Genomic DNA, 26,149 nt, shown 5'->3' with positions numbered 1-26,149 from the left:
AAAAATAAAAACGGCTACCCCAACTGCAAACACTTATTTAATCCAGGTACAGGCTTCATTGTAAAGCTCTGGTATTCCTTGCTTTACTGTTCAAATCCATATCCATTTGATATCAGGCCATTAGACTGAGAGATCGTCTCCGTGGATAAAGGCAGTAAATATCTGGGCGGAACACCTGCCGCTAAATAAGCGTCCGGATATCCTTTAAATATGTCACTGGAATACTGAGAAGCGTTATTGACAATATTAATCCCCCAGGCTGTTTTTACATAACCGGACGCTTCCAGCGCCGTCGCTTCAGCGCTGCCGGGAGCGATATAATGAAACAGCCCCTCAATGGCCAGGTTCCTGTTACCGGAGGCGTCGGTAAAGCCACTGGAGGTCCATAGATCGCAGTTACCACGCCAGCCCGGGAAACGGACCGGATAGGTGGGATCCGTGGAATCCACCTCGCACTGCGTGGTCAGCATCTTGCTCATGCCCAGATCCGCTACATTCACCGCTTTGACCCAGATATAATTAGCAATCTGGTTACCATTGGCAAAGGTATAATAACCATTTGTCGTAAGGCCGCTGACCATGGCCGTCTCTCTGTCACGAATGGATTTGATGGCAGCCGGCAGCCTTCCTTCCCGGATCAGGTCATAGCGCAAGAGGCCCTCTCCGGCAAGCTCCAGCTTACGCTCCTCATAAATAGCATCTTTGAGGGCGTCACCGGAAAGCGTGCCAATATAAGCCGTTACTTTTGTGGCCTGGTCCTGCTGGTCAAAAGCTCTTGACCTGACTTTAGTGAGCTCCGTTTTTGCAGCACCTTCATCCCCCAGTTCAGCGTCCACTTCCGCCAGCATTAAGATCACATCCGACATCCGCATCTGCGGCCAGTTGATACCTGACTGCCTCTGGGAAGCGGTATAAGGGTTCGCCATGCGGCTGTCATCCCATTTATTATTAAACAAACCGCCCAGGTTGCGGGAACCGGGTGTAAAATCCACCAGTTTTTCGGAGCAGGATCCGGAATTGGCCGTCACCCCTACCGTCACGTCTCTTCTTTTATCCTTTGGATCATACTCTCCATAGTAAAAAGCAGGATAGATGCGGCTCTGCCCGTATGACTTACAGGGATAGGCATTAGAGCTGCCCCCGCCGGAAGGTCTGCCGAAGGCATAAGGTCTTTCCGAGAACTGCCCCTGGGTTTCTCCGATCTCATATAAAGACTCCGGACTCACTTCAAGGTTCATGTTATACTGAAAATTCAGCTGGAAGGGATTATCATAACCGGCCCCTCTGGTATCTGTAGTAATCAGATAAGCAGATCCGGGATTATCCACTACAGCCTGCAGATAAGTTTTCGCGATCTGATAATAGTCCTTGTAATTAGTCAGCCGTACGTACTTGGCATTCCATTTTTCTGTCCCGATCTGGGTAAAAGTAGCTGCGCCATAATCAAAATCTGTTCTGCGCAGCGAGTATCCACCTGCAAACAGCGCCATCTTACCAATCAAACCTTCGGCAAAGGTCCTGGAAAACCGTTCCGCTGTAATACCACCTGCTCCAAGCCGGTACATATTGGGTAATACCTTAATCAGGTTCGCGATTTCTCCGCTATAGATCTCGTCTCTGGAAGTAAGTCTGGCACTGTCCGTCTGGCTGGCAGTACGGATAGTGGTGGTAAAATAAGGCACATCCCCAAAATACCGCACCAGCTGAAAATAAGAGTAAGCCCTGAAAACAGCGGCCTCTCCATACATCTGGGTCCAGTCATTGGTGGTTCCGGCCGCTATGGCACTGGTATATTCACTTTTCTGGTCCAGGGCCTCCATGACGATATTAGCGCGGTTGGCAATCTGATACCATCCGGCCCAGGCACTGGTAAAATTGGTTTCATCGATATTGGGCTCACTGGGATAGAGTCCCTCCCAGACATGTCTTACCTGGGCGGCAAAGGCCTCAGGATGCGTTTCAGCATCGGATCCCGGCACATCCAGCGCATAGAATAAATTATTATTGACCCCGCGCCAGAGCTCATACATCCCGGCCAGCACCTTAAAGGTTTCTCCGGAAGAAGAGAAGACAAAGTCTTCATCGACCGCGGAGGGAGATTCTACATTTAAAAAATCTTTCTTACAGGAGATACCGGCTATAATCAGCACTCCCATGAATATATATAGTAGCTTTTTCATAATTTTTCTTTCTAAGGATTAAAATTGAACATTCAGCCCAAACGTATAGGACCTGGCTCTGGGATAAGAACCAAAATCCAGCCCCACAGTAGGATACTGCGCACCGCCCTGACTGGTATTGGTATTCACCTCCGGATCCAGACCGGAATAACCGGTTATGGTCAGCGCATTGTAGACGGCAGCATATAAGCGGAGCCTGCTGATGCCCATACGGCCCACCAGTTTCTCAGGAAGGCTGTAGCCCAGCGTCACAGTGTTGAGTCTCAGATAAGAGCCGTCCTCAATACCAAAGGAAGAAACGACCGGCGTCTCATGATAGGGTAAAAACATGGTCGCATTGGCATTTAAAGCCTGCAAAGCGGACGGATCCGTTACAAACTGTAACTGTCCGTTTTGGATGTCATAGATTTTATAGGCAGAAGATAAAGAGCTGTAACGGTTCCTGTACAGACCGTCCTCTTTTGCCCCGTAAGTACCCGCCAGATAATTGGCGTTATAGACATCATTGCCATAACTCCAGTTAAAATTAAGCGCCAGGTCAAATCCTTTATAGGTGGAGTTCAAAGAGAAGCCGCCGGTATGTTTAGGAGTCATGTGTCCGATAATACCCACATCATTGCCGTCAACAATACCGTCGCCATTAACATCCTTAAATTTAATTACCCCGGGATAGGCGACCTGACCGCTGGGTTTATTGGCGTCCGTGCCATGCACGTCGCCGATAATACCGGTAGCGATATCAGCAATACCTGATTTTAAGGTGTAGATGCCATTCTGATAGGTAAAGTCATCCACCGTGTACCAGCCCTCGTAGGTAAAGCCTCTGACCTGTCCCACCGGCTTGCCTACTTCCAGGATATAATCATAGGTAGGCTGCATCACATTGCCGGAACCCCAGGCGGTGGTATATAATCCGTTTACATTGGGCGCCAGTGCATCTACCCTGCTTTTATTGATATTCACGTTGATGCTGGCACTTAAAGAAAATTCTTTTTCTCTGAAGATGTCACCGCTCAATGAGACTTCAATACCCCGGTTACTGGTGCTCCCCACATTATCATACGTAGAGGTAAACCCGCTGATAGCAGAAATAGAAGTCAGCAAAAGCAGGTTCTTGGTCTTGTTTTTATAGACATCCACGGTACCGGATAAACGGTTATCAAATAAGGTAAAATCAAGACCAAGGTTCTTTGTAATCGTTGTCTCCCATTTTAAGTTCGGGTTGGCAATGGTAGAGGCCGGAGAATAAGCACTCAGCTGCTGTTCATCGATGGAGTACTTGGTCAGGCCGTCTGAAGACCACTGCGTCTTCCACAGGTTGGCACTGATGCCGTCATTACCCACCGCACCATATGAAAGACGCAGCTTTAAATTATTCACCCAGTTTACATTTTTCATGAAATCTTCCCGGTCAATGCGCCAGGCAACGGCACCTGCCGGAAAATAGCCGGACCTATGCGTAGGTGCAAACCTGGAGGACTGGTCCGCTCTGAAGGTTCCGGTAATCAGGTATCTTTCCAGATAAGAATAATTGACACGGCCAAAATAAGAGGTCAGCCTGTTGGGCGTACCGGTGGAAGAGCTAAAGCCGTAATTGACCGTTCCGTTCGGATCGTGATAATACTGATCCATCTGTGCAAAGGCACGATCCGCACTGAAGCCGGCCGGATATTTATACCCATACATGCTGGTCCCTTCAGAACCGCTGTTGTTGAGCTCCTGGCCAACCACGATATTCATGTTGTGCTTTTCAGGGAAGGGTACCTGGTAGCTTAAGGTGTTTACCCAGCGCAACCCCCAGCCTTCACTGGTCGCAATGGCAGCGTTCCCTGCGTAAGTCTGGTCACCGGCTGCATCTATATAATTATTATAGATGGCACCGGACCAGGTCTTGTCTTTATTCCAATATAAATTATATCCCAGCTCAGAACGGGCCGTCAGATCTTTGGTTACATTCCAGGTTATAGAAGCATTGGAAAATAAAGTCCTGGAATAGGAAACCGGCAGATAATCCTTCATCATATTGTAGGGATTATAAGCATCCTGTAATACCTGATCATATAATCCCAGCTGGGTATTGATCTGATCATTTAAAGTACCCAGGACATCCCCCGTAGCGATGGGTCTGAACTGATAGGCGGAAGAAAGAATAGATCCTTTTCCACTCGTCGTAGACTCATTGCCGGCCGTCTGATCACTGGTAAATCTGGAATTAAAGGAAAGGTTCAAACGATTGGAAACCTTTTGATTTAATTTAAAGGAAGCGTTGGCTCTTTTATACCAGGAGTTGACTTTCATACCGTCATTATCCAGATAACTGCCGGATAATATGTACTTAGTGCTGGCCGTTCCGCCACTGATACTCAGGTTGTGGTTATGGGAAAAAGAATTGCCATAGGTTTTCTTGGAAAAATTAGTGGCCGCTACTGACTTATAATGATCAATACCTGCACTGTTACCATACACGGATGCGGAGTCGCCGATGGCCCAGAGACTCTCCCAGGCTTTGGCATAGGCGGAAGAGATGGCGCTGGCATAGGCCCAGTTGTAGGCGATATAATCATAAGCGCCCAAGGTACCTAAATATTTAATCGGCCGGTTGAACTGGATATATCCGTCATAATCGATTTTAACCTTGCCTGCCTGCCCGCTTTTGGTCGTCACGATGACCACGCCGTTGGCTCCTCTGGAGCCGTAAATAGCGGTGGAGGCCGCATCTTTCAGCACATCTACGCTCTGAATCTGATCACCGGGGATGTCAGCGATGGAACTTACCGGAAAACCGTCCACGATATACAGGGGTTCATTACTCTGAGAGATGGACCCGCCGCCTCTGACCCGGATGGAAACGCTGGCACCCGGCCGGCCGTCCTGAGAAGTCACGCTGACACCTGGCAGTTTACCCTGCAGGGCTTGGGCGGCGTTTGCCACCGGCACTGCTGCGATATCTTTACCGGAAACAGAGGCCACCGATCCTGTCAGATCTTTTCTTTTGACCGTACCGTAGCCGATCACCACGATGTCATTTAAATTATTCTCACTGGGCACGAGGGTAATATTCACGGTCGTGTTACTACCCAGCGGCTGCGTCTTTTCCACATAGCCGGCATAATTAAAGATCAATACTGCATTTTTCAGCGTTGCAGCGGAAGCTTCCAGCGAAAAATCGCCGGAGCTGTTCGTCAGGGTCCCGATATTGGTGCCCTGTAATTTTACGGAGGCTCCAGAGAGTGGCGCCCCGCTCTCGTTACTAACATGCCCCTTGATGACCTGGCTTTGCGCCCAGGTCACAGAAGTCACCATTAGTAATAGCCATAACAACAGATTTTGTTTCATTGGAAATAGGTTAAATAGTGGGTTAATCAATACAACACATTAAGTTATATTTAACAACAAGTTAATCAATACTAAATGAATCCTCAAAGCAATGCCTATTCAAAATATGCGCAAACGATGCCGGCATCGTTTGCAGCTCCTGATTTTCAGACATTTTTATGAAATCGTTTTACTTTTTTGCCAAAAAAAACGCTGTTAAGAAGCGGGATTAAATCAAACACGCCGTTAATAGTACCCTACCTTACGGCAGCCTTCTTTTAAATCCCTGTCTTGTATTTTTAAATAGGTAGTCCGGGTCCGGTTACCGGCTTAAAGCAGAAAGGCTTCTTCTAAAACCCGACAGGAACAGCTCTATGACCCTCATCGTTTAAACGCCATGGATGATACATAAGACGGTAATCAAAATATAGCCGCTGTCGCCAATAAAAATATTTCATAGCTTGTCCACAAATATTTAAATTTACCTGAACGTATTACGAGAAGGGATAAAGTATCCTAATTATCATTATGACGAATCCGGCAATAAATGGAACAAATCAACTGTCGCCAGCTTCTTTATTACCACATACTTAGGTAAACCTTTAGCAGTACCATTAAAAAAAATTATAAACGAATTGGCGATAAAATAAAGCCGAATCTAAATCATATAACTACATATTCGTCAATGGCGGAATTTATGATTGGGATAAATTATTGAGCCTGGTGGCTGGAAAATATTATCAACAGAACAATGAATGACTCAACGGTGCGGTACACACTGCAAAAGGAATTCCTACAATAAACCGATAGGGTCAAAATATTTTAAGATTAAATAAATGAAAAAAATATCTTTTCTGCTTTTAGGTTTGGCATTTGCGACTAATTATGTGAATGCTCAAGTTTATAAATTACAAGACACAATCCTAAGCGTCTTTACCATTAACGACACACTTAAGTATTTTGAATTTTATACACCTGAATATCCTCATGGTAATGTCGGATGCGGAATAATATCAAAAGTCGATCAAAATGTGTTTGGATTAGCCTATGCTGACGCATCCAATTATAATAAATTCAAAATGGATTTTAGGGATAAAACTGTTGATATAATAAGAACATCGGAGCATGGATTTATACCGTACAGTTTGGAGAGAAACGCAAATCGATTTAAAATTATTAATGACAAACCTCAACAAAATGTTTCTCATTTTTATTTAAATTACCCTATTTTTTATAAAGCCAACAAAAAGGTTGTGATGAGGGTGTATGAATATCCTTGCAGTGAATCAAAGATTAAAAAAATTCCTTTCAACAAAGGAACTAAAATAGAACAAAGATGGACTGTAGGGCTTTACAACAAGCACAATTACATAAAAGATAAGACATGGATAGCGGCCGTTTGTGACAATAAGTTTATTGGCTGGCTATTATTATCGGATGTAGATGCATCTTTTGTAAATACATGAGCAAAAGCGCCCTTGCTATTTAATTTGGGTTCAAGACTTTTGTCATAAATTATTAAGTTATTGAACAGCGTTCATCAGCAAAGGAATCGTGTATTTATACGTTTTGAAGTAGTGGCTTTCCATCCGGTCAGGGTATTAAAGAGTTTTTCTACAGGTAAGTCTTACACTCACCATAAATAAGCTTATCCAATACGATGCGAGGGGGACTTCTGCCGAGTCCGGTACCGGGAGATTTATTCATTTTTTTCAATAAACGTCGGGGCCAGGTTAAGCTGCTGATCGGGGATATTGAGGGTTATTTAATTTTTCATGAGCGACTCGGGAAAGGCCGCTTGGAAATCCCGGCTTTCCTGAAAGAGCCTGAAGCCGTCATTTCTGATGATCAGCTATAATTGATCCACAAGGCACCCTGCTTAAAAGTGTGAAGCAATGTAAAAGATATCGATTTTCGGTCTATCTCGTCTCAATACATTTCAGCTCCTCAGTTATTGTTTTTATTGAATAAAATAGCTTCAGAACCACAACCAACGCCAGCGCCTTTTGGGTTCTTTTTTATCCAGTCGTATGAAAGTAAATTTCTCTCCAACGAAATATATTCCTCCTAACACTGCCAACTTAAAATCAATGGCTTCAGGACCTTTTTTTTCAGCATCCTGGTCCTTTTGGAAGTTGTTATCATAATAATAAGGGCTCATATTTGCTTTTTCCAGACATTCAAAATAATATTTCAAGATCGTCTTTGGTCCTTTTGCAAATAAGCCAAACGCTGATGTACAGATGTTCAGTAGATTATCGCCATTGATATATTTTTCTAAAACTATATGATCCTCCAAAACATATTTATGAATTTTATATATATCAGCTACAAGTGCTTCTGGATTTGCGGCAGGCTTTTTAAAATAAAGCTCAATGTTGGGGCCTAGTACGGCGGATATTAAATAGTGATCAGAATAAAAGTAAAAATCGCCTCCAATATTGTCCATATCAATTTTACAATCCGGGCAATTTTTTACTTGTAATTGCCAGACTTGGGTTTCAGTTTGTTCTCCATCTTCCAGTGTTATTAAAAAATCAAAATAGATGTCACTACCTGGAAATTTCATGGCGCAGACTGCCAGATCATCATAGCATGCGCTTTGAAAAACCTCCTGTAATTCAATGGGCATTACGTCAGTTAGTTGCTTCATATTAATAACTTTTCTATAAGGAAGATATGAAAAATTCAGCAGTTAAGTGATTTAGGCTAAATCTATTTTTGAGGTGACAGCCAGGGATTATTCGTATCTTCGCTGTATGTTAAGAAAATACCCTATTGGCATACAGAGTTTCCGGAAGATCCGGCAGGGCGGTTATGTTTATATTGATAAAACTAAGATTATCCACCAACTGGTTGAAACGGGACAATATTATTTTCTCAGTCGTCCGAGGCGTTTTGGCAAGAGCCTGCTTGTGGATACCATAGAAGAACTTTTCACTGGCAGCAAAGAACTATTTGAAGGCCTTTGGATCCATGATAAATGGGACTGGACGCAAACCAATCCGGTGATTCATTTTGATTTTGCCAAGTTGCCCTATAAAGAGGTTGGGCTCACCGAGGCAATTAATCGGGCCATTGCCATTAACGCAACAAATCTTGGTATTGAGGTTACAGGGGATAATATTAAAGATTGTTTTAGAGAATTAATTGAGAAAGCTTCGGCAAAAGGCCAGGTTGTCATCCTCATAGACGAATACGATAAGCCCATCATTGATTTCTTGGATGAACCGGAAGTGGTCGATATCCACCGCTCGATTTTGAAAAGCTTTTATTCCATCCTAAAACCAAGTGATGACTACATTCGTCTACTATTAATTACCGGCGTGAGTCAATTTAGTCAGGTGAGCATTTTTTCTGATCTGAATAACCTGAATAATATCACCCTGAACACGCATTATGGCGGAATTGTTGGCATTACCCAACAAGAACTGGAAGATAATTTTGCCCCGGAAATTATTGAATTAAAAAAAGAGAACCCGGATATTCTACCTCAGATAAAGCAGTGGTACAACGGGTATACCTGGAATATGAAAACCTGGGTATATAATCCATTTTCTGTTCTTAATTTCATGGATGATCCAATTTTTGACAATTATTGGTATGCAACAGGAACACCGACTTTTTTATTTAAGTTATTAAAGAAAAGTAAGCTATTTGATGTGGATGGGATGCGGATAGGGCGCTCGGATCTGGCCACCTTTGACATAAGCAATGCCGATCCTGGGCCGTTATTATTTCAGACGGGTTATTTAACCATTAAAAAGACATCGGCTGATCGTAAGGTTATTGAGCTGGGGTACCCCAATGAGGAGGTAAAAGAAAGTTTTCTTAATGGCCTCTTAAGCACTTACCGGGAAATTTACCCGACCGGTTCAATGCCTGTAATCAGTGATGTAAAAGAAGCGCTCAGAAATGGCGATGTGCCTGGGCTGATTACTCAGCTAAACAGTCTGATAGCCACTATTCCTTATGATCATTGGAATGCCGGCACGGAGTCCATTTTCAATGTAATTATATACTTAACATTTAAATTGACGGGCGTGGACGTTTATACGGAAGTACATAGCGCAAAAGGCAGATCTGATGTACTCGTCAAGACGGAACGGTTTATTTATGCATTGGAGTTAAAACTGGACGGAACGGCGGAAGAAGCCCTGCAGCAGATCAAAGACAAGGGGTATCTGCAGCCCTATGCAGCAGATAACAGGAAGAAACTTGCGGTAGGCATCACATTCTCATCTGAAAAACGGGAGGTAAGTACCTACATGGTAGAGCAGTGTTAGAGATGCGAGAGTCCGTGCGGGTGCCGGAGCTTTATTGGTAAACAGAGAATTTTGAGAGTAATTATCGGGACGCTCGGAATATTGCTACCGGCTACGTTCCTTAAAGAGGCTTTGAAGCAATCCAGGTGACCTGCCGGACATACTTATCTGTTCTTTTAGCTGTATGCAATAATATTTATCGTAAATCACTACTTGACTGGTATTGGCAATTTATTTAGTGAAGTTGGTTTTGGCAATTTTCCTGGCCCGGCTGGCACCCCAAAATAAGACTTAGCCTATTTTTGTCATGTCACACTAAATACGTACATTCCTTTAATATTAATTGAAACACATGTCTACCGATAACCCTAATTTCTACCTACTCCCCCATTCAAGTCAGCCAGTGGATGACCAGACGACCCGCACCCTGCTGGGCCGCGATGACACCCTGATGATGCTGACGATGGATTTTGCCCAGGGCGCCGTGGGAGCCATGCACCAGCATCTCCACACCCAGGCTACTTACGTATTAAAAGGCAGTTTTGAATTTACCATAGCAGACGAAAAGAAAATCATCCGGGAGGGCGAAGCCTGCTTTATGCCATCCAATGTAATGCACGGATGTATCTGTCTGGAGGCCGGCCGGTTACTGGATGTCTTTACCCCGGAGCGAAAGGATTTTTTATAGCCTTCATTCTCCAAAAAACAGCCCCTGTCCGACCCCCACCTCTTCATTACCTACCCTGAAAACAGGTTCAGTTAACTCTTTAGCAGCACCCCCATTGAATCCAAGCGAGATATATAATAAGTTATTGACAAAGGCAGCTTTATTTTTTTGTCTGCTTTTTGCCTGCATCGGGTCCGGCTATGCGGCCTATCCCGGTATTACTTATATCGGTATTGAAAACGGGCTCTCCAGTAATGATGTCACCTGCATCTATCAGGATCATAAAGGCTTCATGTGGTTTGGGACCTTTGAGGGACTCAATCAATATGACGGCAGTCATTTTACCATCTTTAAAAAAGCGCCCCTGGACAGCAACTCCCTTAGTGATAGCAGGATCTATGCTATTACGGAAGACAAGAGCAACAGACTGTGGATAGGCACCCGGGTGGGCGCCTCAATCTATAATCCGCTGCACTCGACTTTTATGCAGGTTAAATATCAGCTGCCCGGTCAAAAAGAGGTAAGCACCATTCAGAGTGCGGTTAAATCTCTATATGTCCTGGGTCAGCAAAAGATGCTGCTGGCAGCGGAAAAAGAAGGGCTACTGCTGTATAATCAGCCGGAAAAGTTGGCGCGTCCCGTTGCGCTGACTACGAAAACCGGACTAGTCACCTCCTATAACGCCATCTCCATAGAAGCAGACCCTAAGGGAAGAATCTGGGTGCTGGTCAGAGATATCGGCATCTGCCTGTATGACCCGGCCAAAGGGACGCTCAGGCTGCAAAACGACTTTTTAAAAAGCGGTAATTACTTAAAAGCAGACCGGGAAGGCAATTTATGGATAGGCACCGACGCCGGTCTCTATCAGTATCAACCGGCCACCGGCAGTCTTTCAGCAGTGCTGTCCGGCAATAAAGTGCTTTTTCTGAATATCGATCACCAAAACCAACTCTGGATCGCCACCGATGGCGGCGGATTATTTCTCATGCCGCTCAGCACTAAAAAGCCTTTTATTTTTAACCCGGGTGATCCCAAACTGTCGCTGTCCAGTAATGCCATCTGTTCCATTTATTTTGATAAGGAGAACAGGGATTGGATTGGTACCATCAGAGGGGGTATCAATATTTTTGACCAGAAACAGACCTTATTCAGGACTTTTAAACATATCAGTTATAAGCCGGGCGCCCTATCCAACGATTTTGTGCTTTGCTTTCTGGCCGCTGAAAATAACGGCATCTGGATCGGAACCGACGGAGGAGGGCTGAACTACTGGGACAGGACTACCGGCGTCTTTAAGCAATATTCCAGGCCTCAGCAAAAAGACAGCCTGAATAAAGGGCTCGCCATTACCAGCCTGCTTACAGGCGACGGGCAGCAGGTCTTAGCCAGCACCTGGGGCGAAGGCATCCTGGTGGTGGACAAAGCAAGAGGATACTTTGACCGGCTTCGCTGTTTTAATACCGTGACCCAGAAAGAAGACCGTTTTGTCTGGAAGCTATACCGGGATAAAACAGGTGTCATCTGGGCCTCTACCTGTAATGACGGCTCGCTCTACCGGTATAACGCTGCCACACGCCAGTTTGAACTCTTCGATCATCGCCTGACCAATATCATCAGTTTTGGGGAAGACCGGCAAGGCAACCTTTGGGTGGGAGATTTCAGTCACCTGATAAAAATAGACCGGCGACATAAAACAAATACGCGTTTTAAAATTGATTATCCGGTCAGATCCATTTTTCAGGATTCAGAAGGGAATTTCTGGATCGGAACGGAAGGCGGCGGCCTGCTGCTCTTTAATGAAAGCAAGGGACAGATTCAGCGCTACACGGAAAAACAGGGATTACCCAGTAATTCCATCCTCTCCATTATGGAAGATGAGGATAAGAATATCTGGCTGAGTTCCTATCATGGCCTTTGCCGGTTTTCCGTCATCACCCATAAAATAAAAAATTATACGCAGGCAGACGGACTCCAGAGCAATCAGTTCAGCTATAACGCGGCCCTCAAACTGCCTTCCGGTGAAATGCTTTTTGGCGGTATCCGCGGTTTTAATGTATTTCTGCCTACAGATGTCAACAGCACCAACCCCGATTTAAACACCAAGGAAGTCTATATCACTTCCCTGAAGATCAACAATATAGCACTTAACGGAGACAATGATTTTGTATCAGGGACCAGGGATGGCGCCGTGACCGCTCTTACCCTGCCTTATGGTACGGCTACCCTATCCATTAATTTTGTCAGCCCGGAATTCAGCTCCCCTGAAAAAATTCAATATGCCTACTATCTGGAAGGAATTGATAAAAAATGGAATTACGTCGGCAATGCCAGAACGGCTAATTATGCCCGCTTGCCGGCGGGCCAGTATATCTTCCACGTCAAGGCCAGCAACAGAGATGAGCTCTGGGGCGGTCCGGACCAGCAGATCCGGCTGACGATCCTGCCCCCCTGGTATGAAAGCTGGTGGGCCTGGTTATTATATATAGCCCTTGTGGTAACGGGTATTATTATCTTTAACCGGTTCAGGGCCAGACAGCGTTTAGCGGAATATAAAGTCAAACTGGCCCATCTGGAAAAAGAAAAGGAAAAAGAGATTCATGAAAAGCGGCTTACTTTTTTCACCCAGATATCGCATGAGCTCAGGACACCATTAACGCTTATCATCAACCCGTTAAAAGAGGTCTTGGATCATCCTGTCACCGACCAGGCCGCCCCGGAATTACAAATTGCCTACCGCAATGCCAGAAGACTGCTGGCACTGGTAGACCAGTTGCTGCTGTTTAGAAAAACAGAAAGTGAGCAGGACCAGCTGATGCTCACAAGACTGGATATGAACCTTTTAACCGAAGAAGTCTATCAGTTTTTTATTCATCAGGCCAAATCCAAGACCCTGAACTACCAGTTCAGCACCAGCGCCAGCCACTGCTTAATAGAGGCCGACAAGGAAAAACTGGAGATCTCCTTATTTAATATCATCTCCAATGCCATTAAGTATACGCCTGCCGGCGGTGAGGTTACCGTACTAATGGAAGAAGATGCTAAATATCTGTATATCCATGTCAGGGACAGCGGCCAGGGGATCGGTCCTGAGGTGGGCGATCAGCTTTTTGATAATTTCTACCAGGTAAAACCTGCTGGTAAACAAGAGTTTACGGGATTTGGGATTGGTCTATTTTTAACGCGTAAATTTATTGAACAGCATGGCGGGCAGATCTATTATCAGAGCAAACCAGGGGCCGGCACGACCTTTACCATCCGGCTAAAAGCAGGTCAATCCAGCTTCCATGCCCTTAGGGCCACGGGACAGGAACAAAGGCCGGAGGCCAGGCCCTCTCAGCTACTGCGTGAACTCAATACCGGACAGGAAGCGGAACAAAGCTCGCAGCAGCTGCAGGCAGCGCACGCTGCCATCGGCACTCATTTAAAAGCCGAAGAGCTGATCTCCGACAAGCGTACCCTGCTGATCGTGGAAGACAATGAAGAGATCAGACGTTATATAAAAGGTATCTTTTTACCGCAAATGCAGGTATATGAAGCAGGTGATGGCATCCTTGGCCTACAGATGGCCCATAGCTACACGCCGGATATCATCATCAGTGATATTAATATGGAAGGGCTCACCGGTATTGAGCTCTGCCAGAAAATCAAGGAAGATCCCGCCATCCGGCATATCCCGGTTATCCTGCTGACTGCCGTGATGAGTCAGGAGATTAAACTCAAAGGTATCCAGAGCGGGGCGGATGACTACATTATCAAACCCTTTGATAAGGAGCTGTTAGTGGCAAGAGTCACTAATCTGCTTACAAGCAGAAATAACCTGCAGCAATACTACCTGGATACCATTACCCTGAAAACCAACCCCGTGAAAGTACCGGCCGGTTATCAGGACTTTTTAAATGAATGCATCCAGGTAGTGGAAAACAATCTGGATGAGGAAGGCTTTAATGTCAAAACCATGGCTAAAAAGATGGGGATGAGCCATTCCAGCCTCTACACCCGTATCAAGGCCATCTCCGGGCAGTCCGTGAACGCCTTTATCCGCTCTATCAGACTTAGACGGGCCGCTGTACTGTTACTCAGTACAGAGCTAAATATCAATGAAGTAGCGTTTGAGATCGGCCTTGCCGACCTTAAATATTTCAGGGCCCAGTTCCATAAGCTCTATGGGATGAACCCCTCTGAGTATAAAAAAAGATACCGCATCTTCTTTAACCGGGAGTTGAGCGTCATAAAAATGGAAGACCCGGGTGCATCCAAAACGGATCCCCTCTCTTAACTCCTGGGACTTAATTTTCAGAGCTACTGGCGACAGCAAAAGGTGCCTGATATGCTGACTTTAAGAAAAAGATGACTATAAAATAATGTTGAACGCTCCATAAAGCAGCTTTATAAATGTTTAAACATTTATAAAGCTGCTTTAATTTTATACAATCCCGCCAAGATTTTATCAGTTCCTTATTAACAAGTTTGTTTAAAAAAATATTTTCAAGCAAAATAAAGTCATACATAATAACTTATTGTGAATGAGTAGGTTTTTATGATAATCAATGAATTATCACTTCAAATTCGTGAATATACCCCCCTTATTAAGTGATTTACCCCCCTTACACGGCCTGCTTAAGCTGTTAAATTGCAGGCAGTTTCTGTTGTTAATAAAAATCAATTTAGCCCATTTTTTAATTAGAACACATTTCTATTATGAAACCATTATTAGTCCTGTTGTTTTGCTTTAATGTATTGCTGGCGGCAGCGCAGCAACACATTACCGGTACGGTTACCGGGAGCAATACACCCCTGCAAGGGGTTTCCGTCCATCAGAAAGATGGCAAAGCAAGTACCCTCACAGATGCAGAGGGTAAGTATTCGATTGATGTTCCATCCGGAGCCACCTTAGCGTTTTCTTACGTTGGCTACCAGGATAAAGAAGTCGTTGTAGGTACCCAGACAACGATCGACGTGCAGCTGGAATCTACCGCTTCTGATCTTTCAGAAGTTGTGGTAGTGGGGTATGGTACCCAGAAGAAAAAAGATTTAACAGGGGCTATCGCCACTGTTTCCAGTAAAGCCTTCCAGGATCAGCCGGTTTTAAATGCGTCCACTGCCCTTCAGGGTCGTGCCACCGGGGTGGCTGTCAACAGCACTTCCGGTTCACCGGGATCTACCCCCAAGATCAGAATCCGCGGTGCCAACTCTATTAACACCACCAATGACCCTTTGTACGTTGTTGATGGTATTGCACTGGCATCCAATGACTTAAACAGCATCAACCCGGACGATATCGCTACCATGGATATCTTAAAAGACGCATCTGCTACCGCTATTTATGGTTCCAGAGGTGCCAATGGTGTCGTGATCATCACCACTAAAAAAGGAGCAAAAGGTGCTGCAAAAATCACGTATGATGGTTTTTTAAGCATGAATAAACCCATTAAGAAATACGATTTAATGGATGTGAAGACTTTTGGCAACATTGCCAATCTGATCTCTCCGGGCTTATTCAATACCGATACCTTAACGACCAGTACGGATATGCAGAGTCTGATTTTTGATGATGCCGTTATCCAGAATCATAACCTGTCCATTACCGGTGGTTCAGAAAATATCCATTATTATATTTCCGGTCAGTATCAGGACCAACCCGGTGTGATTATCAATAACGACATGAAAACCTATGGGTTAAGAGCCAATATCGGTGGTAATCTGACTAAAAAGCTCAGCTTTAACTTAAATATGGGGATTAAACGCGTCAACCGGCATAACCCGGATGCGGCCCTGTCTTACAATGCCTTCTTATGGCCTTTGACAGAACCGATCTATACTGATGCCGACCAGACCCAGTATAACCGTAAAGGATCCCGTATTATTACGGTAGCCTCTCAGGAATACATGACCTTAAAAGAAGCCAATGTCGACAATTTTGCCAATCAGGCCGTGATCACGGGTAATGCCACCTACAAGTTCACTGACTGGTTGAGCTTTACCACCAATATCGGTCTGGACGCCCTTACCAGCAAGACAGCCACGCTGAAAAATGACTGGATCAGCCAGGGTAATCCCAGCTCTTCTCAAAGCTATAGTGAGAACTATGCCATCCAGAACAGTAATGTACTGACCTTCCATAAAGCTTATGGACTCCATGATTTAACAGCTACCGCTGTCATGGAAAGTTCTTCCAGCAAAGGAAGCGGTTTTACCGCTACCGGTGCCGGACTCAGCAGCATGGTGGACGGATATAACAATCTGGCACTCAACAGTACGCAAAGCATCACTTCGACCTATTCCAACTGGTCTCAGCTGTCTTACGTTGGCAGGGTCATCTATAACTATGACAACCGTTACATGGTGACCGGAACCTTCAGAAGAGACGGCTCTTCTAAATTCCAGAACAACAAATGGGGTAGTTTTCCCTCCATTGGTCTTGGCTGGAATGTCTTAAACGAATCATTTGCTAAAAACTGGAAAGCATTCTCTCATCTGAAACTCAGAGGCGGCTGGGGTATTACCGGTAACGACCGCATTTCTCCCTATACCACCCTGGGTCTGCTGAGCCAGGATCAGTACGCTTATGGTTCCAGCGCTGCCTATATTGCTTACTACGTGGGCAATCCGGCTACGCCTAACCTTAAATGGGAAACCACCAAGCAGGCAGACGCGGGTCTGGACGTCGGATTCTTTAATGATCGCTTATCTATTACAGCGGATTACTATAACAAAAACACGACGGATCTGCTACTGGCCACAACGATTGCCAATTATAACGGAGGTGGCAGCCTGTACCAGAACGTCGGTAAAGTCAATAACAAAGGTTTTGAATTAGGTATTAATGCGACCCCTGTGACCACCGATAATTTTAACTGGTCCACTTATCTGAACCTGTCTTACAACAAAAATATGGTAGTAGATCTGGGAGAGGACAGTTTATTGTTGTTAGGCAGTACTGGCGGTATCCTGGGCGCTCAGGTGCAGGCCCTGCAGGTGGGTAAACCTATGGGATCCTTCTATCTGACCAAATGGGCAGGTATTTACCAGCAGGCAGACGCTGCTTTAGGTTACAGCGCAGGCGACAACCGTTTTGTAGATGCAAATGGCAATAATGTAAGTGGCGGTCTGGATGACCGTATGGTGATGGGCTCTGCCACGCCAAAATATCAGTTAGGGTTTGGCAATGACATCACCTATAAAGACTTTACTTTAAACATTTATATCCAGGGGTCTTATGGCAATGATATCTATAATGAAAACTACGCCATTATCAGCTCCAGCACCAGTGCCTCCAGCTACCCCACCCTGAAAACCGCGGCTAATTACTGGACCTCCACCAATACGGGAGCCGAGTTCCCGACCGTTGGCAGCAAGACCAATAATAACGGATTATATTCCAGCCACTTCTTACAAGATGGCAGCTATACCCGTCTTAAAAACTTAGGGCTTACCTACAGGCTGCCTAAGATCAAAAATATCAGCGCAGCTTCTCTGACTTTAAGCGCTCAGAACCTGTTTACGATTACAAAATACAAAGGGCTGGATCCTGAGGTAGCAGCCGGTAGCGGTGGTGACACACAGGCGGGAATCGACCTGAACACCTACCCCTCCGCTAAAACCTATACCCTTCGCTTAAACATCACTTTCTAACTAAAGCAAAATTTTAAAGCATGAAATATCTTGTTATCATAGGCATGGCGCTGCTCACCATGAGCTCCTGCAGTAAGGATTTTTTGAAGGAGGATCCCAAAAGCAGCATCACGCCTTCCAATTTCTACCAATCAGCCAGCGACCTTGACGCGGCTGTCCGAGGCATTATCGTCCTGAATAACCTGGCCTGGAACCAAACAGGCGGGCTGGCCTGCACCTTCGGATCGGATGACATCACCACCTGGAGAGGGGGTAATAAATTCGATATCTCCGATTTTGACACCTATCAGCCCAATTCTTCCAATGCCAAGATGATTATCTGGTGGGATTATTTCTATCAGGTGATCAAATCCTCCAATCAGCTGATTTTAAAGTATCAGGATGCCACTCAGGCAACTGAAACCGAGCGTAATAATGCAGCCGGTGCGGCTTATTTTTTCAGGGCCATGGATTATTTTTTCCTGACCAGAACCTGGGGTTCTGTTCCGATGCCCTTGGGTGTCACCACCGATACCACTTCTTTGTCCACTCCTGACGAGATCTATACACAGATTGTGTCTGATCTGAAAAACGCAGAAAGCATGCTGCCTGACGCCTGGACAGGCGAATCCGTTGTGAGCGGTTATCAGACCCTGCCAACTACGGGCTCTGCAAAAGCGCTGCTGGCAAATGTATATCTGACCATGGCCGGCTGGCCCCTTAAACAGACCGATAAATATGCGCTGGCTGCTGAAAAAGCGGGTGAGGTCATTGACAACGCTTCTAAATACGGTTATGGCCTGCTGGACAGCTGCTCTTACCTTTGGGACGGACTGCATCACGTCAATAAAGAAATCGTCTTTGGCGCATTTTATAATTATGTGTTCAGCTGGGCCAACCAAAACCAGATGGGCCCCATGAACACGGCAGCCGGAGAAGAAGGCGGCTGGGATGAACTATTCGGAGAAATTTCTTTTTATAATAAATTCCCCGCTGGTCCCAGAAAAGACGCTACCTATCAGACAGTATACTATCAGAATAATGACCATAGTAAAGCCGTGGATTATACCAAGCTGTTAAAAGCACACCCTTATTTTTGGAAATACAGGGAGACCGGCCTGCTGGTAGATCCTTTGACCCACGCAATGTCTAACTGGGAAAGCAGTGCCACCATGTATATTATCCGTTATCCGGAAGTATTACTGACCTACGCAGAGGCCAAAGCCATGTCTTCCGGTGTAGACCAGAGCGCCTATGACGCCATCAATCAGGTTCGTAAAAGAGCCGGCCTGGAGGACCTTCAGACAGGCCTCTCTCAAACAGCCTTCAGAGACTCCGTTATCGCGGAAAGAGGCTGGGAATTTGCGGGCCCGGAACCGGCAGCCAGATGGTTTGACCTGATCCGTACGGAAACGGTGGCCCAGGCCAATAAGGACCGCTCCTCCGCAGAGGAAACTATAGTAGGACAGCCTAATGATGAGACCCATAGTTTCTACTGGGCTCCGCTGCCTGCAATTATGTAAGGGCTCCATTCACCCAAATAGGTATAAGTCAACTATTTAGAGTCAGACTTCAAACAACCACCTGCCCGTAACCATTCATTTGGTTGCGGGCTTTTTGTGGTTTACCCTTACAACCGGCAAACCTCTATTGGCTGGTAAGCTACCTGTTCGTAACTTTGCGGAAGCATTATGAACTTACAAACCTTACTGGGTCAATACCTGGATGCATCCCACTTAAAACCTTTAGTGGACAGGTATGCTATGGCCGGCCCTCAAAAAATCTTTCTGAAAAACCTGCAGGGCTCCGCCTCAGAATTTGTGGCAGCCACTTTATTTAACCATAAGGATCTGGCCGCATTAAACCATGTGTTCGTCCTTAATGACAGTGAGGAGGCGGCGTATTTTCATAATACACTATCCGGGTTAACCAGTGCGCTGAATATTTATTATTTTCCCTCTTCTTTTAAAACCAGAAAGAACTTCCGGCTGCTGAACGCCTCTCATGTGATGCTCAGAACGGAAGCGCTGACCCGTTTTTCCGCCCCGACAGGGGAGCGGACCGGAGCGCTGGTCACCTACCCTGAGGCCTTATTTGAGAAAGTCGTCCTGCCTAAGACCTTAAGTGGTAATATTATCCATATCAAGGCCAATGACACCATAAAGCTGGATTCTCTGATGGGATTATTTGTGGATTATGGATTTGTACGGACAGACTTCGTTTATGAACCAGGGCAGTTTGCCTTAAGAGGCGGTATCCTGGATATCTACTCCTTTGGCAACGACAAGCCTTACCGGGTGGAGCTGTTTGGCGACGAGGTGGACAGTATCCGGCTTTTTGATCCCGAAACCCAGCTCAGCGAACGTAAATTGTTACAGATCTCCATTATACCGAATGTAGAGACGCAGTTTGAGCAGGAAGAAAAAGTCTCCTTACTGGAGTTTCTGCCGGACAACACTATTTACTGGATTAAAGACTGGGACGTTATCTCTGAGCAGATAACAAAGCAGTACCGGGACATGGAAGAGTTCCAGCAAAAATTAAAGGACGGACTACAGCAGGAGATTCAGGATGATCCGGATGAGACTAAAATACTCAAAGAGATCAGGGAGGAAGATTTTCAGGGGGCAACAAACATACAGGAGCAGTTTATCCAACAATCAATTATCGAATTTGGCTATCAGAGTCATTTTACTACAGAATCCCTGGAATTTCTGACTAGGCAGCAACCTGCCTTTAACCGCAATTTTAACCTGCTGATCCAGGATCTGAAGACCTTTGAAAAAAATAAATACCAGATTTACTTATTCTCTGAGCAGCCCAGACAGCTGGAAAGGCTGCACAGCATATTTGCTGATTTGCAGACGGAGATTCAGTTCACCCCTGTTGCAACCAGTATCCATGAAGGTTTTATCGATGACGACTTAAAAGTCGTCTGTTATACGGATCATCAGATATTTCAGCGGTACCATAAATACCATATAAAACAGGCCTTTAATAAAAATAAGGCGCTAACCTTAAAAACCCTTAGGGATTTACAGCCCGGAGACTACGTAACGCATATAGATCACGGTGTCGGCCGCTACAGCGGCCTGCAAAAACTGGAGGTAGGCGGCACCATTCAGGAGGCGGTCAGAATTATTTATAAGGATAACGACATTCTGTATGTCAACATCAACTCCCTGCATAAAATCTCTAAGTATACCGGTAAGGAAGGTACGCAGCCCAAGGCCAATAAGCTGGGCAGCGATTCCTGGAATAAGCTGAAAGAAAAAACCAAGACCAAGGTCAAAGAGATCGCCTTTGACCTGATTAAATTATATGCACAGAGAAAGGCACAGAGCGGCTTTGCCTTCTCCCCGGATAATTATATGCAGACCGAGCTGGAGGCCAGTTTTATTTATGAGGATACCCCGGACCAAAGTAAGGCAACAGCAGACGTTAAAAAAGATATGGAGAGCGCTGCCCCAATGGATAGACTTATTTGCGGGGATGTCGGCTTTGGAAAAACAGAAATTGCCGTCAGAGCCGCCTTTAAGGCGGTCATCGACGGCAAACAGGCGGCCATACTGGTACCTACGACCATCTTAGCTTACCAGCATTTTAAAACCTTTTCTGAAAGGCTGGCAGATTTTCCGGTCACGGTGGATTATATCAACCGCTTTAAATCTGCTAAGGAGAAAAAAGAAACCCTCCAGAAACTCTCAGAAGGTAAAGTTGATATTATTGTAGGTACGCATGCTCTGCTCGGCAAATCTGTTAAGTTCAAGGACCTCGGCCTGATGGTCATCGATGAGGAACAAAAATTCGGGGTGGGTCATAAAGAGAAACTAAAAACACTCAGAACCAATGTAGATTCTTTAACCCTCACGGCGACCCCCATCCCAAGAACCCTACAGTTCAGTATGATGGGAGCCCGGGATCTGAGTATCATTAATACAGCCCCACCCAACCGGCAGCCTATCCAGACGGAAGTCGTGACTTTTAATCAGGACTTTATCAGAGAAGCCATTTATTTTGAGGTTGAAAGGGGCGGTCAGGTCTTTTTTATCTTTAACCGCATCCAAGGGGTTAAAGAAATGTCAGCACTCATACAGACACTTTGCCCGGACTTAAGCGTTTCCTTTGCCCATGGCCAGATGGAGGGCAAGGAACTCGAAGAGAAAATCATGGATTTTGTAGAAAGGAAATATGATGTGCTGGTCTGTACCAATATAGTGGAAAGCGGTGTAGACATACCCAATGTCAATACCATTATCGTCAATAATGCCCATCATTTTGGATTAAGCGATCTGCATCAGTTAAGAGGCCGCGTAGGGCGGAGTAATAAAAAAGCATTTTGTTATTTGATGGCGCCACCGCTCAGTACGCTTCCCGCTGATTCCAGAAAAAGACTCCAGACCCTCGAACAATACAGTGATCTGGGAAGTGGTTTTCAGATTGCGATGCGCGATCTGGATATCAGAGGCGCCGGTAATCTGCTGGGAGGTGAACAAAGTGGATTTATGGCAGAAATCGGCTTTGAAATGTATCAGAAAGTCTTGCAGGAAGCCATCAGAGAACTCAAAAGAAGCGATTTTAAAGACCTGTTCAAAGAAGAGATCTCTCAGCAGGATGATTACGTCTCAGATTGTACAGTGGATACAGATCAGGAAATTTTAATTCCTGACGCTTATGTGGAAAGTATCACAGAAAGGCTGGCACTTTATACCAGACTTAATAACGCAGACAATGAAGCGGAACTACAGACTTTCTACCAGGAACTGATTGACCGTTTTGGGCCTATTCCAAGACAGGTAGATGATTTGTTTGCGGTAATCCGAAGCAGAAAACTGGCCATCAGTCTGGGTTTTGAGAAGATGACTTTAAAGGATAAGGTGCTACGCTGTTATTTTATTGGTAAAAACGATTCACCTTATTTTGACAGTGAACTATTCAAAAATATATTGAATTATCTGCAGACAGGCACTAATAAAGCAAAGCTCAAGCAGGCTGGCACCAACTTTCTACTAATCAATAACACAGTGGAAAATGTCGGTGTTATGCAGCAGTTTTTACAGCAGATGTGGACAGCAGTAAAGGCATCCTAAATCGAGGGGACTGGGGGAGAATTTTACGGGCAATCCCTATTTATTAATGAATCTCTATATTCTTGACTAATTGCAATGGTGCGAAATCTTAAAAATCCATTTTTGCCGCGAGGGTGTAATTTAAACGATATCAAATGAACATCTCTCCAAGTTTTTTGCTGCATCAATTTTCAAGAAATTCGGAAAACAGGTATTCCAAATATCAATAAATGCTCTACATTTTACGCTTGATTATCCTGATTTTTTCAGCCAAAATTGTCATTATGCTTTGTCCCAGAAGATATACTTCTGTATACCCTGATTCTAGAACATAATTGTTGTTTTTGTGAGCTGATTGGGCATTATTAATTGCATCTTCAATGAAAATCGGATGTCTTCTAGAGTCGAACCCTCCTGCAATAAGTTGATTTACCAGCGTTTTCCAACTATTACAGGTTTCTGGTATCGGGGTATTGGGAAGTTCATTTTCTTGATGATAGAATAACCAGACTTCGAAACAAGGATTACTTTCAACAACAAACCAATTTATCTTTTTACTGCATTCAGCCTTAATATTTACAATCTGTTCTAATCGACTATTGTCCTTATCTGGATCAGTATCAAGGTAAGCGTTCGGCTAGAACCGTCATTGCCTTTATGAGTAGCTAGATTAGATTTGCCGGCTAATTATTGGAATATGATCTCTTATTCAAATACTTGCCGCTACTACGTTTATCAAGACGCCTGCAATATGCGATACAGCTTCGATCGGCTCGGTGGCATTGTGAATGCCCATATGGAGGGAAATTTATTGTCGGGAGATATTTTTATATTTATCAACAAACGAAAAAATCAGTGTAAGTTGCTTCGGTGGTCAGAGGATGGCTTTGAGATTTTCCACAAACGCCTCGTAAAAGGTACATTTGCCGTACCGCCTAATGGACAGATAGAAGCATACGAGTTGCAATTAATGATCAGTGGTGTGGTGTTGGAACGCTATAGAAAAAAGAAGCGTTTTTCAATAAAAAATGTGGTATAATATTTTGATTAGATAATTTATATTACATATATTTGCAATATGAGTAAGGACCTCATAAATATTGTTCATGCGCTGATCAAAAGAGTAGATGAGCTGACCGCAGAAGTAAAGACGCTGCGGGCAGAGAATGCTGCTTTGCTGGACGAGAACAAAGGTCTTAAGCTTAAGGTAGAAGAACAGAAAAGAATTATTGACGAGCAGAACAGGGTGATCTATGGTTCCAAAACGGAACGGTTCATTCCTTTAGCCAACGCTGCTGGCCAGGTGCCTATTTTGTTTGCCTTAGAGGAGATTGGTAATATTGAAGTAAAAGGGGTGACGACTGTTGGTGAAAAGCAAAAGCCCGCACCTGTAAAGAAAATGTATGTCCGCCCTGGCCGCAACCCATTCCCGGCTCATTTAGAAAGAAATACCATTACGCAAGAGCCACAGATGGATCTGACCGGTTATGTTCAAATCGGCCAGGACGTAACAGAGCGGCTGGATTATCAACCCTCCAAACTGACCGTTAACAGGTATGTTTATCCAAAGTATATCCAGATAGACGAACAGACACGTGTACGTCATATTGTACAGGCAGAATCGGTGCAGGGACCCATTGAGAAAGGTATTCCTGAAGCAGGCCTGCTGGCAGCTATTGCTGTAGACAAGTTTCTGTATCATATGCCCATAGACAGGCAGTTGAAGCGCTTTGCTTATCTGGGCGTCGAACTGGCTGCCGGAACTGTCAACGGCTGGATGGACAGTATCCATGTAATGCTTGCGCCACTGATGGATGCACTGAAAACAGAAGTTTTATCCGGTCCAGTCCTTCAGGCGGATGAGAGCCATATACGGGTACTGGATAGCGACAAAAAAGGTAAAACACACCGCGGCTGGATGTGGGTCTACCGACACCCTCAGAAGCGTCTGGTACTGTTTGATTACCGGCGAGGCCGGGATAAATCGGGGCCGATAGAGATGCTGGAGGATTATCGGGGATTTTTGCAGGTAGATGGTTACACCTGTTATGAGGATGCGCGTGTAGGCGGCAGGGAAGATATTACCCTGGTGCATTGTCACGCCCATTCAAGAAGGTACTTCGAAAAAGCGTTACCATATGACCCGGTGAGGGCTAATCATTATATGACAGAGATCCAGAAGGTCTATCATATTGAGCGGGAGATCAAAGAACAGCAGTTAAATGATAAACAAATTGTGGAAGTGCGGGAGACCAGGGCTCTGCCTATCCTTAAAGAACTGAAACAATGGCTGATAGCCAATGCTTCGCAGGTGTTGCCGGACTCACCTATCGGTAAAGCTATACATTATGCATTGAGCCGTTGGGATAAGTTATTGACCTATACTCATTATACATTTATCCCCATAGATAATAATGGAATCGAATCCCTCATAAGAAGTTTAGCCTTAGGTCGCAAGAACTACCTGTTCGCCGGATCGCATCATGGCGCTGAACGGATCGCTTTGATGTATTCGCTAATGGCATGCTGTAAGGAATACAGCGTAGATCCCTATGAATATCTAAAGGATGTCATCAGTCGTATCAGTACACATAAACAGAAAAATATCAAAGAGCTTTTGCCGCATCACTGGAGCAGAGCTGATAAATCTGCAATCAGACAGTCTCCGGAGCACACGGCTATAAAATATGCATGAGCGCAGCTATAACTGTCGCATCATACACATGGATCACGGCTTTTCCCGGTAAATCAATACTCGCCAATAGGTGCCCGTTTTGAGAGATATCCTTAATACGAACGGGAATAAATCCGGCAGATACACTATCTGATTTACTCTTGTTTAATTTATTGCGCCAGTAGTAATAAAACGTTTCAGTGATTCCCTTTTCTGCGCAGAAATTCTTGACTCGCTGCCCATCAGGCTTGCTGTTGATTAACGCCATAACTTCTTCCCGATTTACCTTTGTCATAATTATCAATTTTAGATGGCAAAAGTAAATCCCGGGTATTTAATGACAATGACGGTTCTCGCCGAACGCTTAC

The 26,149-nt window shown here is 44.9% G+C and carries 14 protein-coding genes and 1 pseudogene; 10 read left to right on the top strand and 5 right to left on the bottom strand.

All coding sequences use genetic code 11. The features are described 5' to 3' along the window. Positions 1 to 83: 83 nt before the first annotated feature. Both BLU80_RS07410 and BLU80_RS07405 read right to left on the bottom strand, forming a co-directional pair. Positions 84 to 2,180 carry a RagB/SusD family nutrient uptake outer membrane protein gene (locus BLU80_RS07410; protein WP_091395941.1) on the bottom strand — a complete coding sequence of 699 codons (2,097 nt, stop codon included), beginning with the start codon at positions 2,178 to 2,180 and terminating at the stop codon, positions 84 to 86. A gap of 18 nt (positions 2,181 to 2,198) precedes the next feature. Next, positions 2,199 to 5,516: a SusC/RagA family TonB-linked outer membrane protein gene (locus tag BLU80_RS07405; RefSeq protein ID WP_091395938.1), complete on the bottom strand. Its 3,318-nt coding sequence runs from the start codon at positions 5,514 to 5,516 to the stop codon at positions 2,199 to 2,201. A gap of 815 nt (positions 5,517 to 6,331) precedes the next feature. On the opposite strand from BLU80_RS07405, the gene BLU80_RS07400 reads away from it, so the two are divergent. Together BLU80_RS07400 and tnpB (BLU80_RS20075) are read left to right on the top strand one after the other, a co-directional pair. Continuing rightward, positions 6,332 to 6,961: a hypothetical protein gene (locus BLU80_RS07400; protein WP_091395935.1), complete on the top strand. Its 630-nt coding sequence runs from the start codon at positions 6,332 to 6,334 to the stop codon at positions 6,959 to 6,961. A 194-nt stretch (positions 6,962 to 7,155) separates the two neighbouring features. Beyond that, the gene (tnpB, locus tag BLU80_RS20075; RefSeq protein ID WP_091395931.1) at positions 7,156 to 7,353 is read left to right on the top strand and encodes an IS66 family insertion sequence element accessory protein TnpB; all 198 of its coding nucleotides are present in this window, start codon (positions 7,156 to 7,158) and stop codon (positions 7,351 to 7,353) included. Positions 7,354 to 7,473: 120 nt separating this feature from the next. On the opposite strand, the gene BLU80_RS07390 is transcribed toward tnpB (BLU80_RS20075), so the two are convergent. Then, positions 7,474 to 8,064, bottom strand: a complete 591-nt coding sequence (locus tag BLU80_RS07390) for a hypothetical protein (protein ID WP_139188105.1) — start codon at positions 8,062 to 8,064, stop codon at positions 7,474 to 7,476. A gap of 190 nt (positions 8,065 to 8,254) precedes the next feature. Here BLU80_RS07390 and BLU80_RS07385 point away from each other — a divergent pair, with 190 nt between their 5' ends. The 6 genes from BLU80_RS07385 to mfd all read left to right on the top strand — a co-directional run bounded on the left by BLU80_RS07385 (position 8,255) and on the right by mfd (position 23,128). Then, the gene (locus BLU80_RS07385; protein ID WP_091395923.1) at positions 8,255 to 9,781 is read left to right on the top strand and encodes an ATP-binding protein; all 1,527 of its coding nucleotides are present in this window, start codon (positions 8,255 to 8,257) and stop codon (positions 9,779 to 9,781) included. A 331-nt stretch (positions 9,782 to 10,112) separates the two neighbouring features. After that, on the top strand, positions 10,113 to 10,448 hold the full coding sequence (locus tag BLU80_RS07380; protein WP_091395920.1) for a cupin domain-containing protein: 336 nt from the start codon (positions 10,113 to 10,115) through the stop codon (positions 10,446 to 10,448). A 124-nt stretch (positions 10,449 to 10,572) separates the two neighbouring features. Next, positions 10,573 to 14,703: a hybrid sensor histidine kinase/response regulator transcription factor gene (locus BLU80_RS07375; RefSeq protein ID WP_170831175.1), complete on the top strand. Its 4,131-nt coding sequence runs from the start codon at positions 10,573 to 10,575 to the stop codon at positions 14,701 to 14,703. A 422-nt stretch (positions 14,704 to 15,125) separates the two neighbouring features. After that, positions 15,126 to 18,059 carry a SusC/RagA family TonB-linked outer membrane protein gene (locus tag BLU80_RS07365; RefSeq protein WP_091395909.1) on the top strand — a complete coding sequence of 978 codons (2,934 nt, stop codon included), beginning with the start codon at positions 15,126 to 15,128 and terminating at the stop codon, positions 18,057 to 18,059. Between the two features lie 20 nt (positions 18,060 to 18,079). Then, complete coding sequence (locus BLU80_RS19710; RefSeq protein WP_211481788.1) at positions 18,080 to 19,561, top strand: RagB/SusD family nutrient uptake outer membrane protein; 1,482 nt, start codon at positions 18,080 to 18,082, stop codon at positions 19,559 to 19,561. Positions 19,562 to 19,729: 168 nt separating this feature from the next. Further along, complete coding sequence (gene mfd, locus BLU80_RS07355; protein WP_091395906.1) at positions 19,730 to 23,128, top strand: transcription-repair coupling factor; 3,399 nt, start codon at positions 19,730 to 19,732, stop codon at positions 23,126 to 23,128. 214 nt (positions 23,129 to 23,342) lie between these two features. Here mfd and BLU80_RS20070 read toward each other — a convergent pair. After that, positions 23,343 to 23,717: pseudogene (locus tag BLU80_RS20070) on the bottom strand (RloB domain-containing protein); the annotation flags it as partial. A gap of 87 nt (positions 23,718 to 23,804) precedes the next feature. On the opposite strand from BLU80_RS20070, the gene tnpB (BLU80_RS07345) reads away from it, so the two are divergent. Both tnpB (BLU80_RS07345) and tnpC read left to right on the top strand, forming a co-directional pair. After that, the gene (gene tnpB / locus BLU80_RS07345; protein WP_091395903.1) at positions 23,805 to 24,146 is read left to right on the top strand and encodes an IS66 family insertion sequence element accessory protein TnpB; all 342 of its coding nucleotides are present in this window, start codon (positions 23,805 to 23,807) and stop codon (positions 24,144 to 24,146) included. A gap of 39 nt (positions 24,147 to 24,185) precedes the next feature. Beyond that, complete coding sequence (tnpC, locus tag BLU80_RS07340; RefSeq protein ID WP_091395900.1) at positions 24,186 to 25,802, top strand: IS66 family transposase; 1,617 nt, start codon at positions 24,186 to 24,188, stop codon at positions 25,800 to 25,802. Here tnpC and tnpA read toward each other — a convergent pair. Then, a complete protein-coding gene (gene tnpA / locus BLU80_RS07335) occupies positions 25,786 to 26,076 on the bottom strand; it encodes an IS66 family insertion sequence element accessory protein TnpA (protein WP_091395897.1) in 291 nt (96 codons plus the stop codon). The genes tnpC and tnpA overlap by 17 nt on opposite strands. Between the last annotated feature and the right edge of the window lie 73 nt (positions 26,077 to 26,149).

This window comes from Arachidicoccus rhizosphaerae (assembly GCF_900107765.1).
GTDB lineage: Bacteria > Bacteroidota > Bacteroidia > Chitinophagales > Chitinophagaceae > Arachidicoccus > Arachidicoccus rhizosphaerae.
Note: the sequence above shows the minus strand (reverse complement) of the source record. Positions and strands in the feature narration are given on the sequence as shown.

Bases quoted from the DNA above. Each gene is read 5' to 3' on its own strand.
- BLU80_RS07410 (WP_091395941.1), bottom strand. From the start codon at position 2,180: ATGAAAAAGCTACTATATATATTCATGGGAGTGCTGATTATAGCCGGT.
- BLU80_RS07405 (WP_091395938.1), bottom strand. From the start codon at position 5,516: ATGAAACAAAATCTGTTGTTATGGCTATTACTAATGGTGACTTCTGTG.
- BLU80_RS07400 (WP_091395935.1), top strand. From the start codon at position 6,332: ATGAAAAAAATATCTTTTCTGCTTTTAGGTTTGGCATTTGCGACTAAT.
- tnpB (WP_091395931.1), top strand. From the start codon at position 7,156: ATGCGAGGGGGACTTCTGCCGAGTCCGGTACCGGGAGATTTATTCATT.
- BLU80_RS07390 (WP_139188105.1), bottom strand. From the start codon at position 8,064: ATGAAATTTCCAGGTAGTGACATCTATTTTGATTTTTTAATAACACTG.
- BLU80_RS07385 (WP_091395923.1), top strand. From the start codon at position 8,255: ATGTTAAGAAAATACCCTATTGGCATACAGAGTTTCCGGAAGATCCGG.
- BLU80_RS07380 (WP_091395920.1), top strand. From the start codon at position 10,113: ATGTCTACCGATAACCCTAATTTCTACCTACTCCCCCATTCAAGTCAG.
- BLU80_RS07365 (WP_091395909.1), top strand. From the start codon at position 15,126: ATGAAACCATTATTAGTCCTGTTGTTTTGCTTTAATGTATTGCTGGCG.
- BLU80_RS19710 (WP_211481788.1), top strand. From the start codon at position 18,080: ATGAAATATCTTGTTATCATAGGCATGGCGCTGCTCACCATGAGCTCC.
- mfd (WP_091395906.1), top strand. From the start codon at position 19,730: ATGAACTTACAAACCTTACTGGGTCAATACCTGGATGCATCCCACTTA.
- tnpB (WP_091395903.1), top strand. From the start codon at position 23,805: ATGATCTCTTATTCAAATACTTGCCGCTACTACGTTTATCAAGACGCC.
- tnpC (WP_091395900.1), top strand. From the start codon at position 24,186: ATGAGTAAGGACCTCATAAATATTGTTCATGCGCTGATCAAAAGAGTA.
- tnpA (WP_091395897.1), bottom strand. From the start codon at position 26,076: ATGACAAAGGTAAATCGGGAAGAAGTTATGGCGTTAATCAACAGCAAG.